Annotated in this window: 16 protein-coding genes; 7 read left to right on the plus strand and 9 right to left on the minus strand. The window is 73.2% G+C overall.

The genetic code is table 11. The features are described 5' to 3' along the window. Positions 1-181 precede the first annotated feature (181 nt). Together BX285_RS26975 and BX285_RS26980 are read right to left on the minus strand one after the other, a co-directional pair. A complete protein-coding gene (locus BX285_RS26975) occupies positions 182-1,162 on the minus strand; it encodes a diacylglycerol kinase (protein WP_121178492.1) in 981 nt (326 codons plus the stop codon). After that, positions 1,159-2,727 carry an FAD-binding oxidoreductase gene (locus tag BX285_RS26980; RefSeq protein WP_121178493.1) on the minus strand — a complete coding sequence of 523 codons (1,569 nt, stop codon included), beginning with the start codon at positions 2,725-2,727 and terminating at the stop codon, positions 1,159-1,161. Before BX285_RS26980 ends, BX285_RS26975 begins: the two co-directional genes overlap by 4 nt. 74 nt (positions 2,728-2,801) lie before the next feature. Between BX285_RS26980 and BX285_RS26985 the strand changes: the two genes are divergently transcribed. Both BX285_RS26985 and BX285_RS26990 read left to right on the plus strand, forming a co-directional pair. Further along, positions 2,802-3,446: a TetR/AcrR family transcriptional regulator gene (locus BX285_RS26985; RefSeq protein WP_121178494.1), complete on the plus strand. Its 645-nt coding sequence runs from the start codon at positions 2,802-2,804 to the stop codon at positions 3,444-3,446. Next, complete coding sequence (locus BX285_RS26990; protein ID WP_121178495.1) at positions 3,443-5,002, plus strand: glycerol-3-phosphate dehydrogenase/oxidase; 1,560 nt, start codon at positions 3,443-3,445, stop codon at positions 5,000-5,002. The genes BX285_RS26985 and BX285_RS26990 overlap by 4 nt, the downstream gene beginning before the upstream one ends. Here BX285_RS26990 and BX285_RS26995 read toward each other — a convergent pair. The 3 genes from BX285_RS26995 to BX285_RS27005 all read right to left on the minus strand — a co-directional run bounded on the left by BX285_RS26995 (position 4,990) and on the right by BX285_RS27005 (position 6,401). Beyond that, positions 4,990-5,583, minus strand: a complete 594-nt coding sequence (locus tag BX285_RS26995; RefSeq protein ID WP_220783980.1) for a hypothetical protein — start codon at positions 5,581-5,583, stop codon at positions 4,990-4,992. The genes BX285_RS26990 and BX285_RS26995 overlap by 13 nt on opposite strands. Beyond that, positions 5,580-6,026 (minus strand): MarR family winged helix-turn-helix transcriptional regulator, encoded by a 447-nt coding sequence (locus BX285_RS27000; protein ID WP_220783981.1) that lies wholly within the window; start codon positions 6,024-6,026, stop codon positions 5,580-5,582. Before BX285_RS27000 ends, BX285_RS26995 begins: the two co-directional genes overlap by 4 nt. Before the next feature lie 81 nt (positions 6,027-6,107). Further along, complete coding sequence (locus BX285_RS27005) at positions 6,108-6,401, minus strand: hypothetical protein (RefSeq protein ID WP_097235516.1); 294 nt, start codon at positions 6,399-6,401, stop codon at positions 6,108-6,110. A gap of 316 nt (positions 6,402-6,717) precedes the next feature. Between BX285_RS27005 and BX285_RS27010 the strand changes: the two genes are divergently transcribed. After that, positions 6,718-7,293 carry a TerD family protein gene (locus BX285_RS27010; protein WP_097235515.1) on the plus strand — a complete coding sequence of 192 codons (576 nt, stop codon included), beginning with the start codon at positions 6,718-6,720 and terminating at the stop codon, positions 7,291-7,293. A gap of 114 nt (positions 7,294-7,407) precedes the next feature. Here the strand turns inward: BX285_RS27010 and BX285_RS27015 are convergent, their stop codons facing one another. Next, a complete protein-coding gene (locus BX285_RS27015; RefSeq protein WP_121178496.1) occupies positions 7,408-8,718 on the minus strand; it encodes a monooxygenase in 1,311 nt (436 codons plus the stop codon). Positions 8,719-8,991: 273 nt separating this feature from the next. Between BX285_RS27015 and BX285_RS27020 the strand changes: the two genes are divergently transcribed. The 3 genes from BX285_RS27020 to BX285_RS27030 all read left to right on the plus strand — a co-directional run bounded on the left by BX285_RS27020 (position 8,992) and on the right by BX285_RS27030 (position 12,646). Continuing rightward, positions 8,992-11,034 (plus strand): NADPH-dependent 2,4-dienoyl-CoA reductase, encoded by a 2,043-nt coding sequence (locus tag BX285_RS27020; RefSeq protein ID WP_121178497.1) that lies wholly within the window; start codon positions 8,992-8,994, stop codon positions 11,032-11,034. Positions 11,035-11,073: 39 nt separating this feature from the next. Then, positions 11,074-11,631: a PadR family transcriptional regulator gene (locus BX285_RS27025; protein ID WP_097235512.1), complete on the plus strand. Its 558-nt coding sequence runs from the start codon at positions 11,074-11,076 to the stop codon at positions 11,629-11,631. Positions 11,632-11,917: 286 nt separating this feature from the next. Next, entirely contained in the window at positions 11,918-12,646 is a 729-nt protein-coding gene (locus BX285_RS27030) for a hypothetical protein (RefSeq protein WP_143685662.1), read from the plus strand. A 149-nt stretch (positions 12,647-12,795) separates the two neighbouring features. Here the strand turns inward: BX285_RS27030 and BX285_RS27035 are convergent, their stop codons facing one another. Continuing rightward, on the minus strand, positions 12,796-13,194 hold the full coding sequence (locus BX285_RS27035) for a DUF4440 domain-containing protein (protein ID WP_121178498.1): 399 nt from the start codon (positions 13,192-13,194) through the stop codon (positions 12,796-12,798). 48 nt (positions 13,195-13,242) lie between these two features. On the opposite strand from BX285_RS27035, the gene BX285_RS27040 reads away from it, so the two are divergent. Further along, entirely contained in the window at positions 13,243-13,617 is a 375-nt protein-coding gene (locus tag BX285_RS27040) for a helix-turn-helix domain-containing protein (RefSeq protein WP_259470805.1), read from the plus strand. 111 nt (positions 13,618-13,728) lie between these two features. Here BX285_RS27040 and BX285_RS27045 read toward each other — a convergent pair whose 3' ends face one another. Beyond that, on the minus strand, positions 13,729-14,973 hold the full coding sequence (locus tag BX285_RS27045; RefSeq protein WP_121178499.1) for an acetylhydrolase: 1,245 nt from the start codon (positions 14,971-14,973) through the stop codon (positions 13,729-13,731). Between the two features lie 125 nt (positions 14,974-15,098). Then, positions 15,099-16,052: a phosphatidylinositol-specific phospholipase C gene (locus BX285_RS27050; protein ID WP_183107274.1), complete on the minus strand. Its 954-nt coding sequence runs from the start codon at positions 16,050-16,052 to the stop codon at positions 15,099-15,101. Positions 16,053-16,189: the final 137 nt, after the last annotated feature.

Below are 16,189 nucleotides of genomic sequence, written 5' to 3' on the forward strand. Positions count from 1 at the left end.
GGAGGGCATGGGACGAGCGACGGCGTGCTGCCGGTGATCCCGACCGACTCCTGTCGGTGGGGATGCGTGGCGCTCATCGGGTGGTGGTGGCGATGAGTGCCGTGAGCACGGTGGCCGCGTGGATCGTGGACGCGGTGACCGGTGCCGCGGGCGGGAGCGGCCGGGCCGCGGCACCGGTGTGTCAGGGCACCAGGAGGTGCAGGGCTGCTCTCTCCACTGCCACCTCCACCGGCAGCGGGGTGATGAACTCGCCGTCGGCGTAGGCGGTGATGCCCGGGGACTCGATGCGCAGGGACTGGGTGCGCAGCGTGGTGACCTCGGGGCGGGTGGTGTGGGTGCCCTTGAGGAGGGTGGGGAAGAAGCGGGCGATGCGCAGCCGGGGCATGGCGTCGACGAGGGTGACGTCGAGCAGGCCGTCGTCAGGGAGGGCATCGGGGCACATGAGCATGCCGCCGCCGTAGCTGCTGGTGTTGCCGACGGCGGCGAGGGTGAGGTCGCGTTCGATGACGGTGCCGTCGGCGAGGGTGATCCGGAACGGCAGGGGGCGCAGGTTGGCGAACTCGATGAGGATGGCGAGGTTGTAGCGCATCCGGCCGCGCGGCCAGCGCAGGCGGTTGGTGCGGTCGCTGACCAGGGAGTCGAAGCCGGTGGCGAGGATGGATCCGTACCGGCGGACGGTGCCGTCGGGGCCGGTGACCCGGCCGAGGTCGACGGCCCGTACCCGTCCGGCGGCGATGACGTCGGTGGCGGCCTCGGGGTCGCCGAGCGGGAGGCCGTACGCGCGGGCGTGGTCGTTGCCGGTGCCGGCCGGTATCACGCCGAGCGGGACGGGGGTGCCGGCGAGGGCCTGCAGGGCGAGGTTGATCATGCCGTCGCCGCCGACCACGGCCACCGCGTCGACGCCGTCCGCGGCCGCTTCGCGGGCGAGACGGACGGCGTCCTCGGCGGAGCGTCCGGCGTGCGGTTCGGCCTCGATGCCGAGGGAGCGCAGGCGGGCGACGGCCCGCCCGGCGGCGGGGCCGGCGTGACCGGCGCCCGCCGCCGGGTTGCTGAGGACGGCGACCCGGCGGATGCTTCTCCGGCCGGTCGGGCCCGGAGGGCCAGCCGGCCCAGAAGGGCCGGTCGGACCGATCGGGCCGTTCGCCCCATGAGCTTCGCTCATGGGATCAGCTTGCCGGGGTTGAGGATGCCCGCAGGGTCGAGCTCGGCCTTGACGGCACGCAGGATGCGGACGCCGAGGTCGCCGACCTCGTCGGTCATCCAGGGGCGGTGGTCGGCGCCGACGGCGTGGTGGTGGGTGATGGTGCCGCCCGCCCCGAGGATGGCGTCCCCGGCGGCGCGCTTGGCCGCGTCCCAGTGGGTGAGCGGGTCCTCACCGAGCGCGGCGACGACGGTGAAGTAGAGCGAGGCGCCGGTCGGGTAGACGTGCGAGATGTGGCAGAGCACGAGCGCACCGGGCAGGGCGGCGGTGAGCGCCTCGGTGACGGCGGCCCGCAGGGCGGGCAGCCGGCTCCAGCTCGCCGCCGTCTCCAGGGTCTCGCACAGCGCACCGGCGTTGAGCAGCGAGTCGCGCAGGTAGGGGGCGTTGAACCGGCCGTGTTCCCAGGCCCGGGCGGGGCCCTCGCCGAGCGAGGTGGCGCCGGCGGCGAGCAGGGCTTCACGGGTGGCGCGGTGCCGGGCGGCGGCCTGGTCGGCGCTGCCCTCGAAGACGGTGACGGCCAGGCAGCCGCTGACCGCCGGGGCGCCGCCGATCTGCTCGGTCATGGCGAGGTTGACCATGGTCTCGGCCTCGTCGGAGAGCCGGATCACGGTCGGGCCGGTGCCCTGCTGCTCGACGGCGCGCAGCGCCGCCGTCCCGGTGGCGAAGTCGGGGAAGCTCCACGCCTCGTACACCTTGACGGCGGGCAGCGGGTGAACGCGCAGCCGGACGGCGGTGATCACGCCGAGGGTGCCCTCGGAGCCGAGGAAGAGCTGGCGCAGGTCGGGGCCGGCGGCGGAGGCCGGGGCACGGCCGAGGTCGAGCACCCCGACGGGGGTGATGACTCGCAGGCCGCGCACCATCTCGTCGAAGCGCCCGTACCCGGCGGAGTCCTGGCCGGAGGAGCGGGTGGCCGCGAAGCCGCCGATGGTGGCGTAGCGGAAGCTCTGCGGGTAGTGGCCGAGTTCCCAGCCGCGTTCGGCGAGCAGTTCCTCGGCGGCCGGGCCGGTGAGGCCGGCTCCGAGGACGGCCTCGCCGGAGGTCTCGTCCAGGTCGAGCAGCCCGTCGAGGCGGCGCAGGTCGAGCGAGACGACGGCTTCGAGCCCGCCGCGCTCGGGGTCGAGGCCGCCGACGACGCTGGTGCCGCCGCCGAACGGGACGACGGCGATGCGGTGTTCGGCGCACACAGCGAGGACGGCGGCGACCTCCTGCTCGTTGCCGGGCAGCACGACCGCGTCGGGCGCGTCCTGCGGCTCGCGGCTGCGGCGGCGCAGCAGGTCGGGGGTGGACTTGCCGCCGGCGCGCGGGAGGCGGTCGGCGTCGGCGGTGCTGACGTGGGCCTCGCCGACGGCGGCGGCGAGCGCCTTGAGGCCCGCGGCGGGGAGCCGGGAGGGGCGCAGGACGACCTCGTCGGCGCTCGGGCCGGGGGAGGCGTCGCCGGTGACGCCGAGGGCGGCGGCGAGCAGTCCCTTGATGTCGGCGGACAGCTCCTTGGCGAGGGCCGGGTCGCCCCAGGCGTCCCACTTCATCGGGGGGAGCGGAAGGGCCGCGCCGGCCGGTCCCGCTTGCGTCTCAGGTGCCATGCGTTACAGTTTCACACATCATGTCAAGTAGTAACGCCGCCGAGTCGGCGACCCCAGCCGAGCAGCCCGGCAGCGTCGGAGCCGCGCGGCCCGCGAAGCCCGGGGCCCGCAGCACCGACGACGCGATCCTGGACGCCGCCGCCGACCTGATCGTCCATCTCGGTGTGCGCCGCACCCAGTTGGCCGAGATCGCGCGCCGCGCCGGGGTCAGCCGGCCGACCGTCTACCGGCGCTGGCCGGACGTCCGGGCGGTGATCGGCGCGCTGCTCACCCGGGAGATCCTGGCCACGCTGGAGGGCACCGCGCTGGACGTCGAGGACCGAACGACCCTCGTGGAGCGGGTCGTCGAGGTCGCCGTCCGGCTGCGCGACCACCCGGTACTCGGCGCGCTGCTCCGCTCCGACGACTCCGACCTCCTGCTGGAGTACGTGGTCGAACGGCTCGGCGCCAGCCAGCGCGGCCTGCTGGAGGCGCTGCGCAGCGGAATCGAACACGGCCAGGCGCACGGCTCGATCCGCGCCGGGGAACCGCTCGAACTGGCCGCCATGGTCCTGCTGATCGCCCAGTCCACCGTCCAGTCGCACCGCATGGTCGCCTCCCTGCTGCCCGAGGCGGCCTGGCGGCGCGAACTGGCCAGAGCGCTGAACGGATACCTCGCACCATGACGACGCCCGCCGTCGGTCCCTTCGCGGGAACGAGCCGACTCAACGCCGCACGCCGCACACTGGAACTCCAGGCGCTCGGCGACGACCCGCACGTCGACCTGCTGGTCATCGGCGGCGGCGTCACCGGCGCCGGGGCGGCCCTGGACGCCGCCTCGCGCGGCCTGCGCACGGTGCTCGTCGAGTCCCGCGACCTGGCCTTCGGCACCAGCCGCTGGAGTTCCAAGCTGGTGCACGGCGGCCTGCGCTACCTGGCCTCCGGCCGGATCAAGGTGGCCCGGGAGAGTGCGGTCGAACGCGGCGTGCTGATGACCCGCACCGCCCCGCACCTGATCCGCGCGCTGCCCCAACTGGTGCCGCTGCTCCCGGACCTGCTGCGCCCCGGGCAGGGCGCGCTGATCCGCGCGGGCTTCCATGCCGGGGACGCGCTGCGGGTCAGCGCCGGCACGCCCGGCACGCTGCTGCCCCGGGTGCGCCGGATTGACGCCGCCCGCACCCGGCGACTGGTGCCGGGCGTGCGGACCGCCGGCCTGCGCGGCGCACTCGTCGCGCACGACGGTCAACTCGTGGACGACGCACGGCTGGTGGTCGCCCTCGCCCGCACCGCCGCGCAGTACGGCGCGAGCGTGCTGACCAGGGTGCGCGCCGAGTCCGTGACCGGCACCTCCGCCCGGCTGGTCGACACGCTGACCGGGCAGGAACTGACCGTACGGGCGGGCGCGGTGGTCAATGCCACCGGCGTCTGGGCGGGCGAGGTGGACACCTCGATCACGCTGCGCCCCAGCCGCGGCACCCATGTCCTGGTGGACGCCGGGGCGTTGGGGAATCCGACCGCCGCCCTCACCGTGCCGGTGCCCGGCTCGACCAGCCGTTTCGTCTTCGCCCTGCCGCAGCAGCTCGGCCGGGTCGCGATCGGCCTGACCGACGAGGACGCCCCGGGCCCGATCCCGGACGAGCCGCAGCCCACCGAAGCCGAACTGGCCTTCCTCCTCGACACCGTCAACACCGCCCTCGCCACCGCGCTGACCAGGGCGGACGTACGCGGCGCCTACGCCGGGCTGCGTCCGCTGATCGACACCGGCGGCGGCAGCACGGCCGACATCTCGCGCGAGCACGCGGTGCTGGAATCCCCGTCCGGGGTGGTCACCGTGGTCGGCGGCAAGCTCACCACCTACCGCCGGATGGCAGAGGACGCGGTGGATGCCGCCGTCCGGCTGCGCGGCCTGCCCGCCCGGACGTGCTGGACGGCCCGACTGCCGCTGGTCGGCGCCCCGGGGCACCGGGACAGCCGCCCCCTGCCCGGCGAGGGGGTGCCCTCCTCGCTGCTCGCCCGGCACGGCGGCGCCGCCCACGAGGTGCTGGCCGCAGGGGAGTTGACGCCGGTGGCCGAGGGCCTGGACGTGACGCGCGCCGAGATCGCGTACGCCCTCACCCATGAGGGTGCGCTGGACGCCGCCGACGTGCTGGACCGCCGCACCCGGATCGGGCTGGTCGCCGAGGATGCGGAGCGGGCCCGGAAGGCGGTCGAGGAGATCCTGACGGAGTGTCAGGAGGGCTGATCCGCCCAGCGGAAGGGCGTCAGGTCCGGCTCGACCCAGGCCGTCCGGGCCTGCTCGCTTGCGAGCGTGGCGGGCCGGTAGTGGCGGGCGAGCAGTTCCTTGTCGAGCAGGTCGGGGTGGCGGTCGGCGAATCCGTCGAACTCGTTGAACCCGTCGATCTCTTCGATCTCTTCGATCTCTTCGATCTCTTCGATCTCTTCGATCTCCGCGAAGTCCGGTGCGGCGTCGGCGTGGTGGGCGGCCAGGTGGTGGGCGACCAGTTCGACCCAGGCGCGGGTCATGGTGACGTGGAACTTCTGCGGCGCTCCGGCCTTGGCGGCGGTGCGCCGGATCCCGTCGGTGATCAGGCCGAGGGCGGCGTCCACGCCGTGCCGGCGGACCGCGAGCCAGGTGAGGCGGACGTGCTGGCGGTGGCCGAAACGCTCGGCGCCGGTCATCGCCTCGCCCAGCAGCAGCCCGAAGGCATCCGGGGCCTCCTGGGTCTCCTGGGCGTCCGGGGCGTCCGGGGTGTCCGGGGTGTCGGCGGGAGCCGGAGCGTCGGCGGGATCGGGGGAGGTGGAAGGGGGTGTCGGGGAGGTCATGCGGAGGCCTTCGTCAGGGCCCGGAGTGCGGCGTGGAAGCCGTCCACCTGGGCGGGCGAGAGGTCGCCGAGCGCGCGGCGTTCGAGGTCGGTCACGGTTCGCCGGATGGTGTCGGCCGCGAGCCGGCCGGTGGGGGTGAGTTCGATCAGTACCGAGCGGCGGTCCCCGGCGCGGGTGCCGCGGGTGATGTGGCCGCGCCGCTCCAGCCGGTCCAGGATGCCGGTCAGGGTGGTCGGCCGGGTGCCCACGGCGGCGCCGAGCTCGGAGACCGTCCGGCCCCGCCCGTCCGCGAGGTTGGCGAGCGCGTTGATCTCGGAGGCGGTCAGGTCGAGGTCGACCAGTTCGGCGGCGAGCAGCTGCAGCGTGGCGTGCGTCGCGCGCTGCAGGGCCAGCAGGGCGGATTGCTCGGGGGAGGTCGCGGTGGTTGCGTTCTCGGACGTCACGTTTTCGGATAGTACGGTTTCGTAGTATTCGGTCGCAAACGGCCGAGGCAGGGTGGGGAGGGGTGGGGTGGGGCCCGGGCCTCAGCGCGCCGTTCGCTCCGGCATGGCGTGCTCGGCGCCCGCCAGCTCCAGGACGCAGGAGAGCGGGTGCTCGGCCGTGCCGGTGCGCTCCAGGGTGACCGCGAGCGGCCGGGGCGGTTCCTCGGCGAGCTGAGCGGCGAGCGTCAGAGGGTAGCCGCCGTGCCCGTGGACGCGGTGGAAGGCGAGTTCCTTGCCGTCCACCAGCAGTTCGGTCTCGGTGATCCAGCCGGAGCGGACGTTGACGGTCACCGAGTGCCCGCCCTGGTCGACGTGGAAGCTGTACCGCTGGCGCATGGGAACCTCCCGCGAGGCGCCGCACCCGGGGGACCGGGATTCGGGGGATCGACGCCAGTCTAGGTCGGGCGCACCGCCGGGGCGCCCCGGCCGGGGCGACGGGCGCGAGGTCGGTTGCAGCGCCGGCCCGGGTACGGCCGTACGGACCGGTGCGAGCGGTTCCGGCCGGGAACCCCGAAAAGCCCCGGAGAAGCCCCGGAGAAGCCCCGGAGGCGACACCGGGGAGAATTCCTGGGTGGAGCCCGCCTGCAGGCGGATTCTCGTGATCTCTACAGTGTTGTAGATTCGTCCGCAGGGAGAGATCGAGGAGGGCATTGTGGGAGTTTCGCTGGCCAAGGGCGGCAACGTCTCGCTGAGCAAGGAGGCGCCCGGTCTGAGCGCCGTGATCGTGGGTCTCGGCTGGGACGTGCGCACCACCACCGGGGCCGACTACGACCTGGACGCCAGTGCGCTGCTCTGCAACGCGCTCGGCAAGGTGGTCTCGGACCAGCACTTCGTCTTCTTCAACAACCTTCGCAGCCCCGAGGGTTCGGTCGAGCACAGCGGCGACAACCTGACCGGTGGCGGCGACGGCGACGACGAGCAGATCAAGGTCGACCTGGAGCGGGTGCCGGCCGACGTGGCCAAGGTCGTCTTCCCGGTGTCGATCTACGACGCCGACGCCCGGCTGCAGAACTTCGGCCAGGTCCGCAACGCGTTCATCCGGATCGTCAACCAGGCCAACGGCCAGGAGATAGCGCGCTACGACCTGTCCGAGGACGCCTCGACCGAGACCGCGATGGTCTTCGGTGAGCTGTACCGCAACGGCGCCGAGTGGAAGTTCCGTGCCATCGGCCAGGGTTACGCCTCGGGCCTGCGCGGCATCGCCACCGACTACGGCGTCAACGTCTGATCCTCGCAACGGATTCGACCGGATCCGGCCGGGCCCCGCACGGGGCTCGGCCGCATCCCGGTGGTGCCCCGCCGGGTTCCGGCGGGGTTCCGGCGGTCATGGTCATGGTCATGGTCATGGTCGCGGAGACGGGGACGGGGACGGGGATGGCTCGGTCCGGCCGAGCGCGTGGCCGCCGAACCCTGCGCTGCCGGTGACCTGGTGCTGCCACCAGGCGACCATGGCCGACTCGCCCATCGCGGACCAGTCCGGCGCATCGGTGACCTGGGCCCGGCCGAGCTTCCGCCCCAGGTCCACCAACTCCCGCCCGGCCGCGCTGCGTTCGCGGTCGTAGGCGGCCAGCAGCGCCGACCAGGAGCCGGCTGCCCGGCCCGCATTCCCCGCGTTCACCGCATTCCCCGACTGCCCCGCCTGCTCGAAGGCGTGCGCGTCCTGGAGAGCCTTCACCGCACCGCTGGTGTTGTGCGGACGTACGACGGTGGCCGCGTCCCCGCCGATGAGCAGTCGCCCGGCGGTGCGGTGCGGCGTCGCCAGGTCGTAGACCGGCTGCAGGAAGGTCCGTTCGCGCGGGGTCAGTGTGACCACTCCGGCCCAGTACGGTGGCAGGTGCCGTTCGGCGAGCTGCCGCAGCCCGTCCAGCCGTGCGTCGGTGAGGGCGCCGGCCGGGATGCTGGTCGGGCCGTCCAGGCGCAGCCAGGCCGGGGTGGGCGCGTAGAAGACCCAGTTCACCTGAGTGCTGCCGGGGGCGAGTCCGGGGATGCGGTAGATCACGACCTGCCCGCCGCGGTAACAGACGGTGATGCACTCCTCCTCCGGCCAGGCCCCGGCACCGCCGGGCAGTTCGGCCAGTAGCGCGGTGTCGTAACTTCCGCGCCAGCACACGTACCCGGCGAACTCGGGTGCGGCCTGCGGGCAGACGGCGTCGCGCACCACCGAGCGGTAGCCGTCCGCGCCGATCACCAGGTCGTACGGGTGCCGGCCGCCGTCGGCCTCCTCGACCCAGGCGCCCTCCTCGTCGCCGCCGACCGCGGTGACGGTGGTGCCCAGCCGGTACTCGACCTGTTCGGGGGTGCGCTCGCGCAGCGCCTGCCAGAGCACGGCCCAGTGGTGGGAGTGGAACGGGAAGGGCTGGTCCCAGAGCAGCCGCCCACGCCCGTCGGGGCCGTCGCCCTCGCCGGCCGGCCCCCGGGTGACCCAGCGGCGGACGGTCAGGCGGTGGCGGCGGGTGTCCGTGGCGAGGTGCCCGGCACGGACCAGTTCGTCGAAGCGGTCGTTGTGGGTGCAGATCCCCACGCCGCGGTCCTCCAGTCGGCCGGGGCTGCGCTCCAGCACCACGACCCGTTCCGCGCCCAGCCGGGCGGCGGCCCCGGCGAACGCGCTCCCGGCGATGCTGCCCCCGACCACGGCCACCGAACCACCGCGCACGGCCGCCCCCTCTCTCGGGCCTGTGACTTCCCGAGCCTGTGTTCCCAAGCCTGTGATGTCCGAGCCGTGTGATGTTAGAGCCCTGTGACGTCCGAGCGTGCGACGTCCGAGCGCGCGACGTCCGGGACACGACGATACGCGGCCGCCGTGGCGCGCGGGCCGGGTTCGGCCGAGTCGCGCTCCGCGGGCTTTATGCAACTAGTTGCATGCCGCTCCGCCCGTCCCCTACCCTGCGGTAACCACGACACCCAGCCCGCGCCCCAGGAGACGTCGATGAGCGCCCACCCCGGCAGCAGCCGCTACCCGCACCTGCTCAGCCCGCTCGACCTCGGCTTCACCACCCTGCCCAACCGCGTGATCATGGGCTCGATGCACGTCGGCCTGGAGGAGGCCCCCGGCGGGTACGAGCGGATGGCCGCCTTCTACGCCGAGCGCGCCCGCGGCGGCGTCGGCCTGATCGTCACCGGCGGCATCGCCCCCAACGAGGCCGGGCGCCCCTGGGAGGGTGGCGCGATGCTGACCACCGAGGAGGAGGCCGACCGGCACCGCGTGGTCACCGACGCCGTACACGCCGCCGGCGGGAAGATCGCCCTGCAGATCCTGCACTTCGGCCGCTACGCCTACCACCGGGACCTGGTCGCCCCCAGCGCCGTCCAGGCCCCGATCAGCCCCTTCGTGCCCAACGAGCTCACCGCCGAGCAGGTCGAGCAGACCATCGAGGACTTCGCCCGCTGCGCCGAACTCGCCCGCCGCGCCGGGTACGACGGCGTCGAGATCATGGGCTCCGAGGGCTACCTGCTCAACGAGTTCATCGTCGCCGCGACCAACCACCGCGAGGACGAGTGGGGCGGCCCCTACGAGCGGCGGATGCGCTTCCCGGTGGAGATCGTCCGGAGGGTCCGCGAGCGGGTCGGCGAGGACTTCATCATCGTCTACCGCCTCTCCATGCTCGACCTGGTGCCCGGCGGCTCCACCCTGGACGAGGTGGTCCTGCTCGCCCAGGCCGTCGAGGCCGCCGGCGCGACCATCATCAACAGCGGCATCGGCTGGCACGAGGCCCGCATCCCCACCATCGCCACCTCGGTCCCGCGCGGCGCCTTCGCCTGGGTGACCAAGAACGTCATGGGCAAGGTCGGCATCCCGCTGGTCACCACCAACCGCATCAACACCCCCGAAATCGCCGAGCAGTTGCTCGCCGACGGGAACGCCGACCTGGTCTCCATGGCCCGCCCGCTGCTCGCCGACGCCGACTTCGTCGCCAAGGCGCGCGACGACCGCGCCGACGCCATCAACACCTGCATCGGCTGCAACCAGGCCTGCCTGGACCACACCTTCAACCTCCAGATCACCTCCTGCCTGGTCAACCCGCGCGCCTGCCACGAGACCGAACTCGTCCTCGCCCCCACCAAGGTGCGCAAGCGCCTCGGCGTCGTCGGCGCCGGACCGGCCGGCCTCGCCTTCGCCGTCTCCGCCGCCGAGTGCGGACACGAGGTCACGCTGTACGACGCCGCCGAGGCCGTCGGCGGGCAGCTGAACATCGCCCGGCGCATCCCCGGCAAGGAGGAGTTCGACGAGACGCTGCGCTACTACCGCACCCGGCTCGCCGAGTTGGGCGTCACGCTGCGCCTCGGGACCACCGTCACCGCCGAGCAACTGGCCGCGGAAGGCTACGACGACATCGTCCTCGCCACCGGCGTCACCCCGCGAACCCCCGCCGACATCCCCGGAATCGACCACCCCAGCGTGCTCGGCTACCTCGACGTGCTGCGCGACGGCGCGCCCGTCGGCGAGCGGGTCGCCATCCTCGGCGCGGGCGGCATCGGCTTCGACGTGGCCGAGTTCCTCACCGACGAGGGCGACCAGGCGAGCCTCAACCCGCCGGTGTTCCAGGCGAGGTGGGGCATCGACCCGGAGTACCGCGAGCGCGGCGGCCTGCGCGCCCCCGAGCGCCCGAAGCCCCCGCGCAGCGTCCACCTGCTGCAGCGCAAGACCACCAAGGTCGGCGCCGGGCTCGGCAAGACCACCGGGTGGATCCACCGCACCGAACTCAAGCACCGCGGCGTGGTGATGGTCCCCGGCGTGACGTACGACCGCATCGACGACGCCGGCCTGCACATCACCGTGGACGGCGAGTGCCAACTGCTGCCCGTCGACACCGTGGTGCTCTGCACCGGGCAGGAGCCGCGCCGCGACCTGTACGAGGCGCTGCGCGAGCGCGGGCTGGCCGTGCACCTCATCGGCGGCGCCGACGTGGCCGCCGAACTGGACGCCAAGCGGGCCATCAAGCAGGGCACCGAACTGGCCGCCTCCCTCTGACGGCGGTCCCGGTGGCCGTACACCCCTAGGATCGTCGCCATGTCGCTGCCGCACGCCATCCTCACCGCCCTGCTGGAGAAGCCGTCCTCGGGGCTGGAGCTGACCAGGCGGTTCGACAAGTCGATCGGTTTCTTCTGGCCCGCCACCCACCAGCAGATCTACCGCGAGCTGGGCCGGCTGGAGGCCTCCGGACACATCCGGGCCCTCCAGCCGGACGGGCCGGTGCGCGGGCAGAAGAAGGAGTACGAGGTCCTGCCGGAGGGCCGCGCCGAACTGGCCCGGTGGACGGCCGACGGTGACGCGCCGCGGGCCGTCCGGGAACCGCTGCTGCTGCGGCTGCGGGCGGCCGCGGTGGTCGGCACGGACGGCCTGGCGGCCGAGCTGGAGCGCCACCTGGAGCTTCACCGTGAGCAGCTGGCCGACTACCTGGAGATCGAGCGGCGGGACTTCCCGGCGGAGAAGGCGGACGGGGAGAACCGGCTCCAGCACGCCGTGCTGCGGGCCGGGATCGGGTTGGAGGCCTTCTGGGTGGAATGGCTCACGGAGACGCTCGATGCGCTGCCGTCCGATGAGCGGCGCTCATCGCGACCGGGATGAGGCCCGCTCATCGAGTGCTTCGGCATGAGACCTGCTCATGTGTGCTCGGGGCTGCGGCATGAGGTTCGCTCATGGGGTTTCGCCATGAGGTTCGCTCATGTGCGCCGTCATGAGTTCCGCTCATGCGCACCCTGATGAGTTCTGCTCATCGGCCACCGTCATGAGCTCCGCTCACGTGCGTCGCACGGGCCGTGACCTGCGTCGATGCCTGCCCGCCGCGCCCCGGTCGGTACCCGGTGGGACACTGGTTGCCTGTCCCTGCCCGAACTCTCGACCGGGGGCTCGTATGTCTCTCCCGAGGCCTCTCCACGCTGTCACCGCCGCGGCCGTCGTCGTGGCGGTCGCCCTGGGCCCGGCGCACCTGGCGTCGGCCGCGCCGGCCCAGCAGCTTCCCTCGGCCGACCAGCTGAAGTCGGCGCTGCTCACCGCGGCCGACCTCGGCCCGGGTTTCACCGAGGCGCCCGCCACCGAGAGCCCCAGTCCGGGTGAGAACCCGAGCCCGGTCAGCGGCTGCGACACGCTCAGCGCCCTGATCAACATGCACGTCGGCCAGACCGGCCCGGCGAACCCGCGTGCCGAGACCGAGCTCGACGGCCCGGACGGCAACCCGATGGTGACCGAGGCGCTTGCCGCCGAGGCGCCCGACCAGCTCGCCACCGACTTCAACACGGTGGCGGATGCGTTCCGGACCTGCCACACCATCACCTTCAACGCGGGCATCGAGGACACGGTGACCTTCACCGTCACCCCCGTCACCCTCGGCGACCGCCAGGACGCCCCCGCCGTCCGTCTCGACGGCACCCTGGCCGGCGTCCAACTCAACGCGTTCATCGGCATCGAGCGCTTCGGTACGGTCGCCATGGCCTTCGGCTACTTCCAGCGCGAGGGCGCCTCCTCCCAGACTGCGTCGATGCAGTACCGCACCGCCGTCGCCAAGGTCGAACGCACCCTCGGCACGACCGCGGGCAGTACCACCCCGCCCACTGCCGTCGCCACCCAGGGCATGAAGGTCTGAGGGCCGATCACCCCGCTGCACTCCCCGGACGCGTCCTCGAAGTTCGGTAGGGTGATCGGCTCGTCCACGGCCCGACCGACGTGACGGTGGATGTGACCGGTATGCCAGGGCCGTTCCGGCGAGGCCGGGTGGAGAGCGCGTCGCCGGGCTCAGTCCCGGGCCGTGCCGAAGGGGTTGTCGATCACGTAGTGCCAGTGGCCGTCCGGGTCGCGGCGGGCGACGTCGGTGGCGGTGCCGGCGAGGTGGACGGGGGAGCCGTCCGGGGCCGTGCCGCTGATGCTCCAGTCGACGATCAGGAGGGCGATGTCGTCGGCCACGTAGGTGTGCCGGGGGCGGACCGTGATCGGCAGGCCGAGGGCGAGGAACTCGGCGTTGGCGCGGTGGAGTTCGGGCCCGACGGCGGTGGTGCCGGGCGATGGGACGAAGACGGCGCCGGGTTCGTAGACCCGGGCGAGGAGGGCCGGGTCGCCGGAGTTGAAGGCGGCGGCGAAGACGGCCGGGTGTTGTGCCGGGTCGGTGCTTGCGGGGAGGCTGCTGGGGTGGGTCATGTGAGCAGTGAAGCCGGGCGGGACGTAGGTCACCAAACGGGAAGCGACGTGCGCGCCGGGGACCGTTGCCGGGACGCCGAGTTGGTGCCGGACGAGCGCGGCCGTACGGCGCGACCGGAGGCGGACTGCCCGGTGGAGGTGGCACTGGCGGCGGTGGCGGGCCGCTGGACGACGCTGGTGCTGCGGGAGCTGATGCACGGCCCCGCCGCGTACGGGGACTTGCGCGAGCGGCTGCCGGAGATCAGCTCGAAGGTGCTCGCGGAGCGTCTGCAAGCCTTGGCCGAACGGGAGTTGGTGTCCCGGGAACGGCTGGCGGGCTTCCCGGTGCGAACGCGGTACCGGCTGACGCCGGCCGGGGAGGCGCTTCGCCCGCTGCTGGTGGAGCTGTACCGCACGGGGGAGCGGCTGACGGGCCGGCGGTGAGCCGAGGGCGCTGAGCGAAGGGGCGGCCGCACCCCCGTCGCGGCCGCCCCAGCACTCACCACATCCCCGGCTCGCCACATCACCACATCGCCGGCGAACCGGCGCACCGGCTCAGCCGTGGAAGGCGACCTCCGGGAAGGCCTGCGACGGCCCGTCGAGCAGATGGCGGCCGCGGTGGCGCAGGTGGAGGTCGAAGAAGGCGAGCGGGTAGGCCTGTTGGATGCGGATGCCGCGGTCGGGGTCGAGCGTCCCGACCATCTGCCGGACCTGCTGGACGGGAAGGCCGAGCAGTTTCGCCGCCTGCGGGACCAGCGTCATGTTGTCGCCGTACGAGGAGTGGACGGCCCCGGTGGCCTGGATGTCGAGCCGCCAGCCGCGCAGGTGGGTCCAGAAGGTCTGGGCGGCGGGGTTGACGGCCCGCGCGAAGTCGGCGGTCATCATCATGAACGGCCGGTCGAGGTCGGCGCTGGGGGCCGGGTTCGCCATCATCGGCCCGTCGACGGCGAGCCCGGCGCGGATGCGCGGGTCGGCGCCCATGGCGAGGGCGGTGGCGGTGCCGCCCTTGGACCAGCCGAACATGCCGACGGTGTCCGGGTCGAGGGCGCCGAGCAGGCCGGCCGGGAGGACGCGCCCGTCCACGTCGGGGTTGCGGCCCGCGGCGAGGCCTTCGACGCAGTCGAGGACGAAGCGGGCGTCGGCGGCGTGGTCCCTCGGGTAGATCGGGACGCTGTCGGACGGGGTGGAGACGGTGCCGTCCGGGAACTCGGTGAACGCGTCGTAGGTGTGATCGACGGTGAGGACGGCGTAACCGTGGCTGGCGAGTTCCTGGACGATGACCGTGTGGTCGGCTCGGTGGGAGCCCGCGCCGTGGGAGAAGACGACGACGGGCAGTCGGTGGCCGCTCCGGTGGACGGGCGCGCCCTGGTGGCCGGAGGTGAGCGGGGCGAGTGAGGGGTCGAGGGCGAAGCCGACGTCGGTGAGGAAGGCACGCAGGGCGCCGTCGGTCATCCAGGGGGCGAGCGGGTAGGCCGCGGCGTCGGCGCTGCGGGCCGGGTACCAGACGGTGGCCATCAGCTCGCGGAAGCGGCCGGGCCCGGCGGCCGGGTCGGGGCGGGAGGTGTCGCGCAGGTGGAGGGGCACCATGCCGACGGGGCACGGGCCGGTGGGTGCGGGGAGGGTGAGCCGGGCGGAGGGGGCCGTACCGGTGGCGGAACCGGGGGAGGGGGCCGAGGCGGCCCGGGCGGTGTCGGTGAGGCCGAGCGGCACGGCGGCGCCGACCGCCAGTGCGGCGGCCCCGCTGCGCAGCATGCGTCGGCGCGTCAGTCCGGTACGGCTTGCGAACGGCGTGGTGTCCATGCGCGGAACGCTGTCACGCGCGGCGGCCGACCGACATCAGCCCGCCGACGGAACCTCCGTCACCTCGTAGTGGCCCGGAGGTTTACGTCCCCGGGCTGATGCGACCGACACCCGGGCCGTCCCGGTCAGACGACGTTCTTGTCGATCAGCATCTGGAGCACGTTGACGTGGAAGTCCGGGAAGTCCATCGGCACGATGCCGAACCGGGCACGCTGCTGGGTGCGGGCGTTCAGGTACGGGTAGACGGTGTGGTCCATGAGGGCCTGCGAGCTGAGCTTGGGCCAGTAACCTCCGGCGTAGCTGAGGAAGTTGACGAACATCCTCGGGGAGTTCGGGGTGAGGAAGGCCTTGTCGAACTGGGCGACGATGTACTGGCCCTTCGCGCCCAAGGGGTCGAGGCCGCCGATCTCCCACACGTCCTGGGTGTCGACGTAGTCGTTCCGGCCGCTGGACCAGTCGATCAGGCCCCACGGGTTGGTGAAGTCGGCGAGCAGGACGACCTTGCCGCGGGCGGTGGCGAGGGTGGGCCAGCCGTAGAAGTGGAAGAGACCGCGGTAGCCGAGGCCGTCGAGGTAGTGGTCGACCCGCCGCAGGAACTCGTCGTCGCCGAGGGCCTGGCCGCCGGCCCGTTCGTTCCTGAGCCGCATCACGACGGTCTCGCCGGGGTGCGCCTGCAGGAAGGACCTGCACTGGTCCAGCACGTCCTGGAGGCGGATGTGCTGGTAGTTGTCGGAGTGGTAGATCCCGAGTTCGTCGGGTGCGCCCTGCAGGCCGTTGCAGCGGATGTCGAGGAAGCGCACGCCCTCCTGCAACTGTTGCGGGAGGCCCCAGTTCTGGGTGTGCGACCACTCGGTGCCGTAGGCGGGGTTCTCGCAGCACGAGTCGTGGGTGCCGGGGATGGTGAGGTCGAGCAGGGAGAGGCTGCCGTTCAGGTGGCTCATCCAGGTGTCGGTCGGCAGGCCGCGCGGGGTGGTCCGTACGGCACCCCAGGCGGTGGACGGCAGGACGAGGCCACCGACGACGGCCGAACCGCCCGCTCCGGCAGCCAACTTGAGAAGATCACGACGTGTGATGCCCATGGTGTGGCTCCTTAGGCCTACCGAAGGCCTGCCGAAGAGCGGTCGACGGCGGTCGATCGGCGGGGACGTGTGCGCTGTCCCTGGTCCTACCCCGTCGCGCGGTCGGCGAACAGCTGTTCCATGGGACGGCAGGTCGT

The organism is Streptomyces sp. 1114.5, from assembly GCF_003635085.1.
Classification (GTDB): domain Bacteria; phylum Actinomycetota; class Actinomycetes; order Streptomycetales; family Streptomycetaceae; genus Kitasatospora.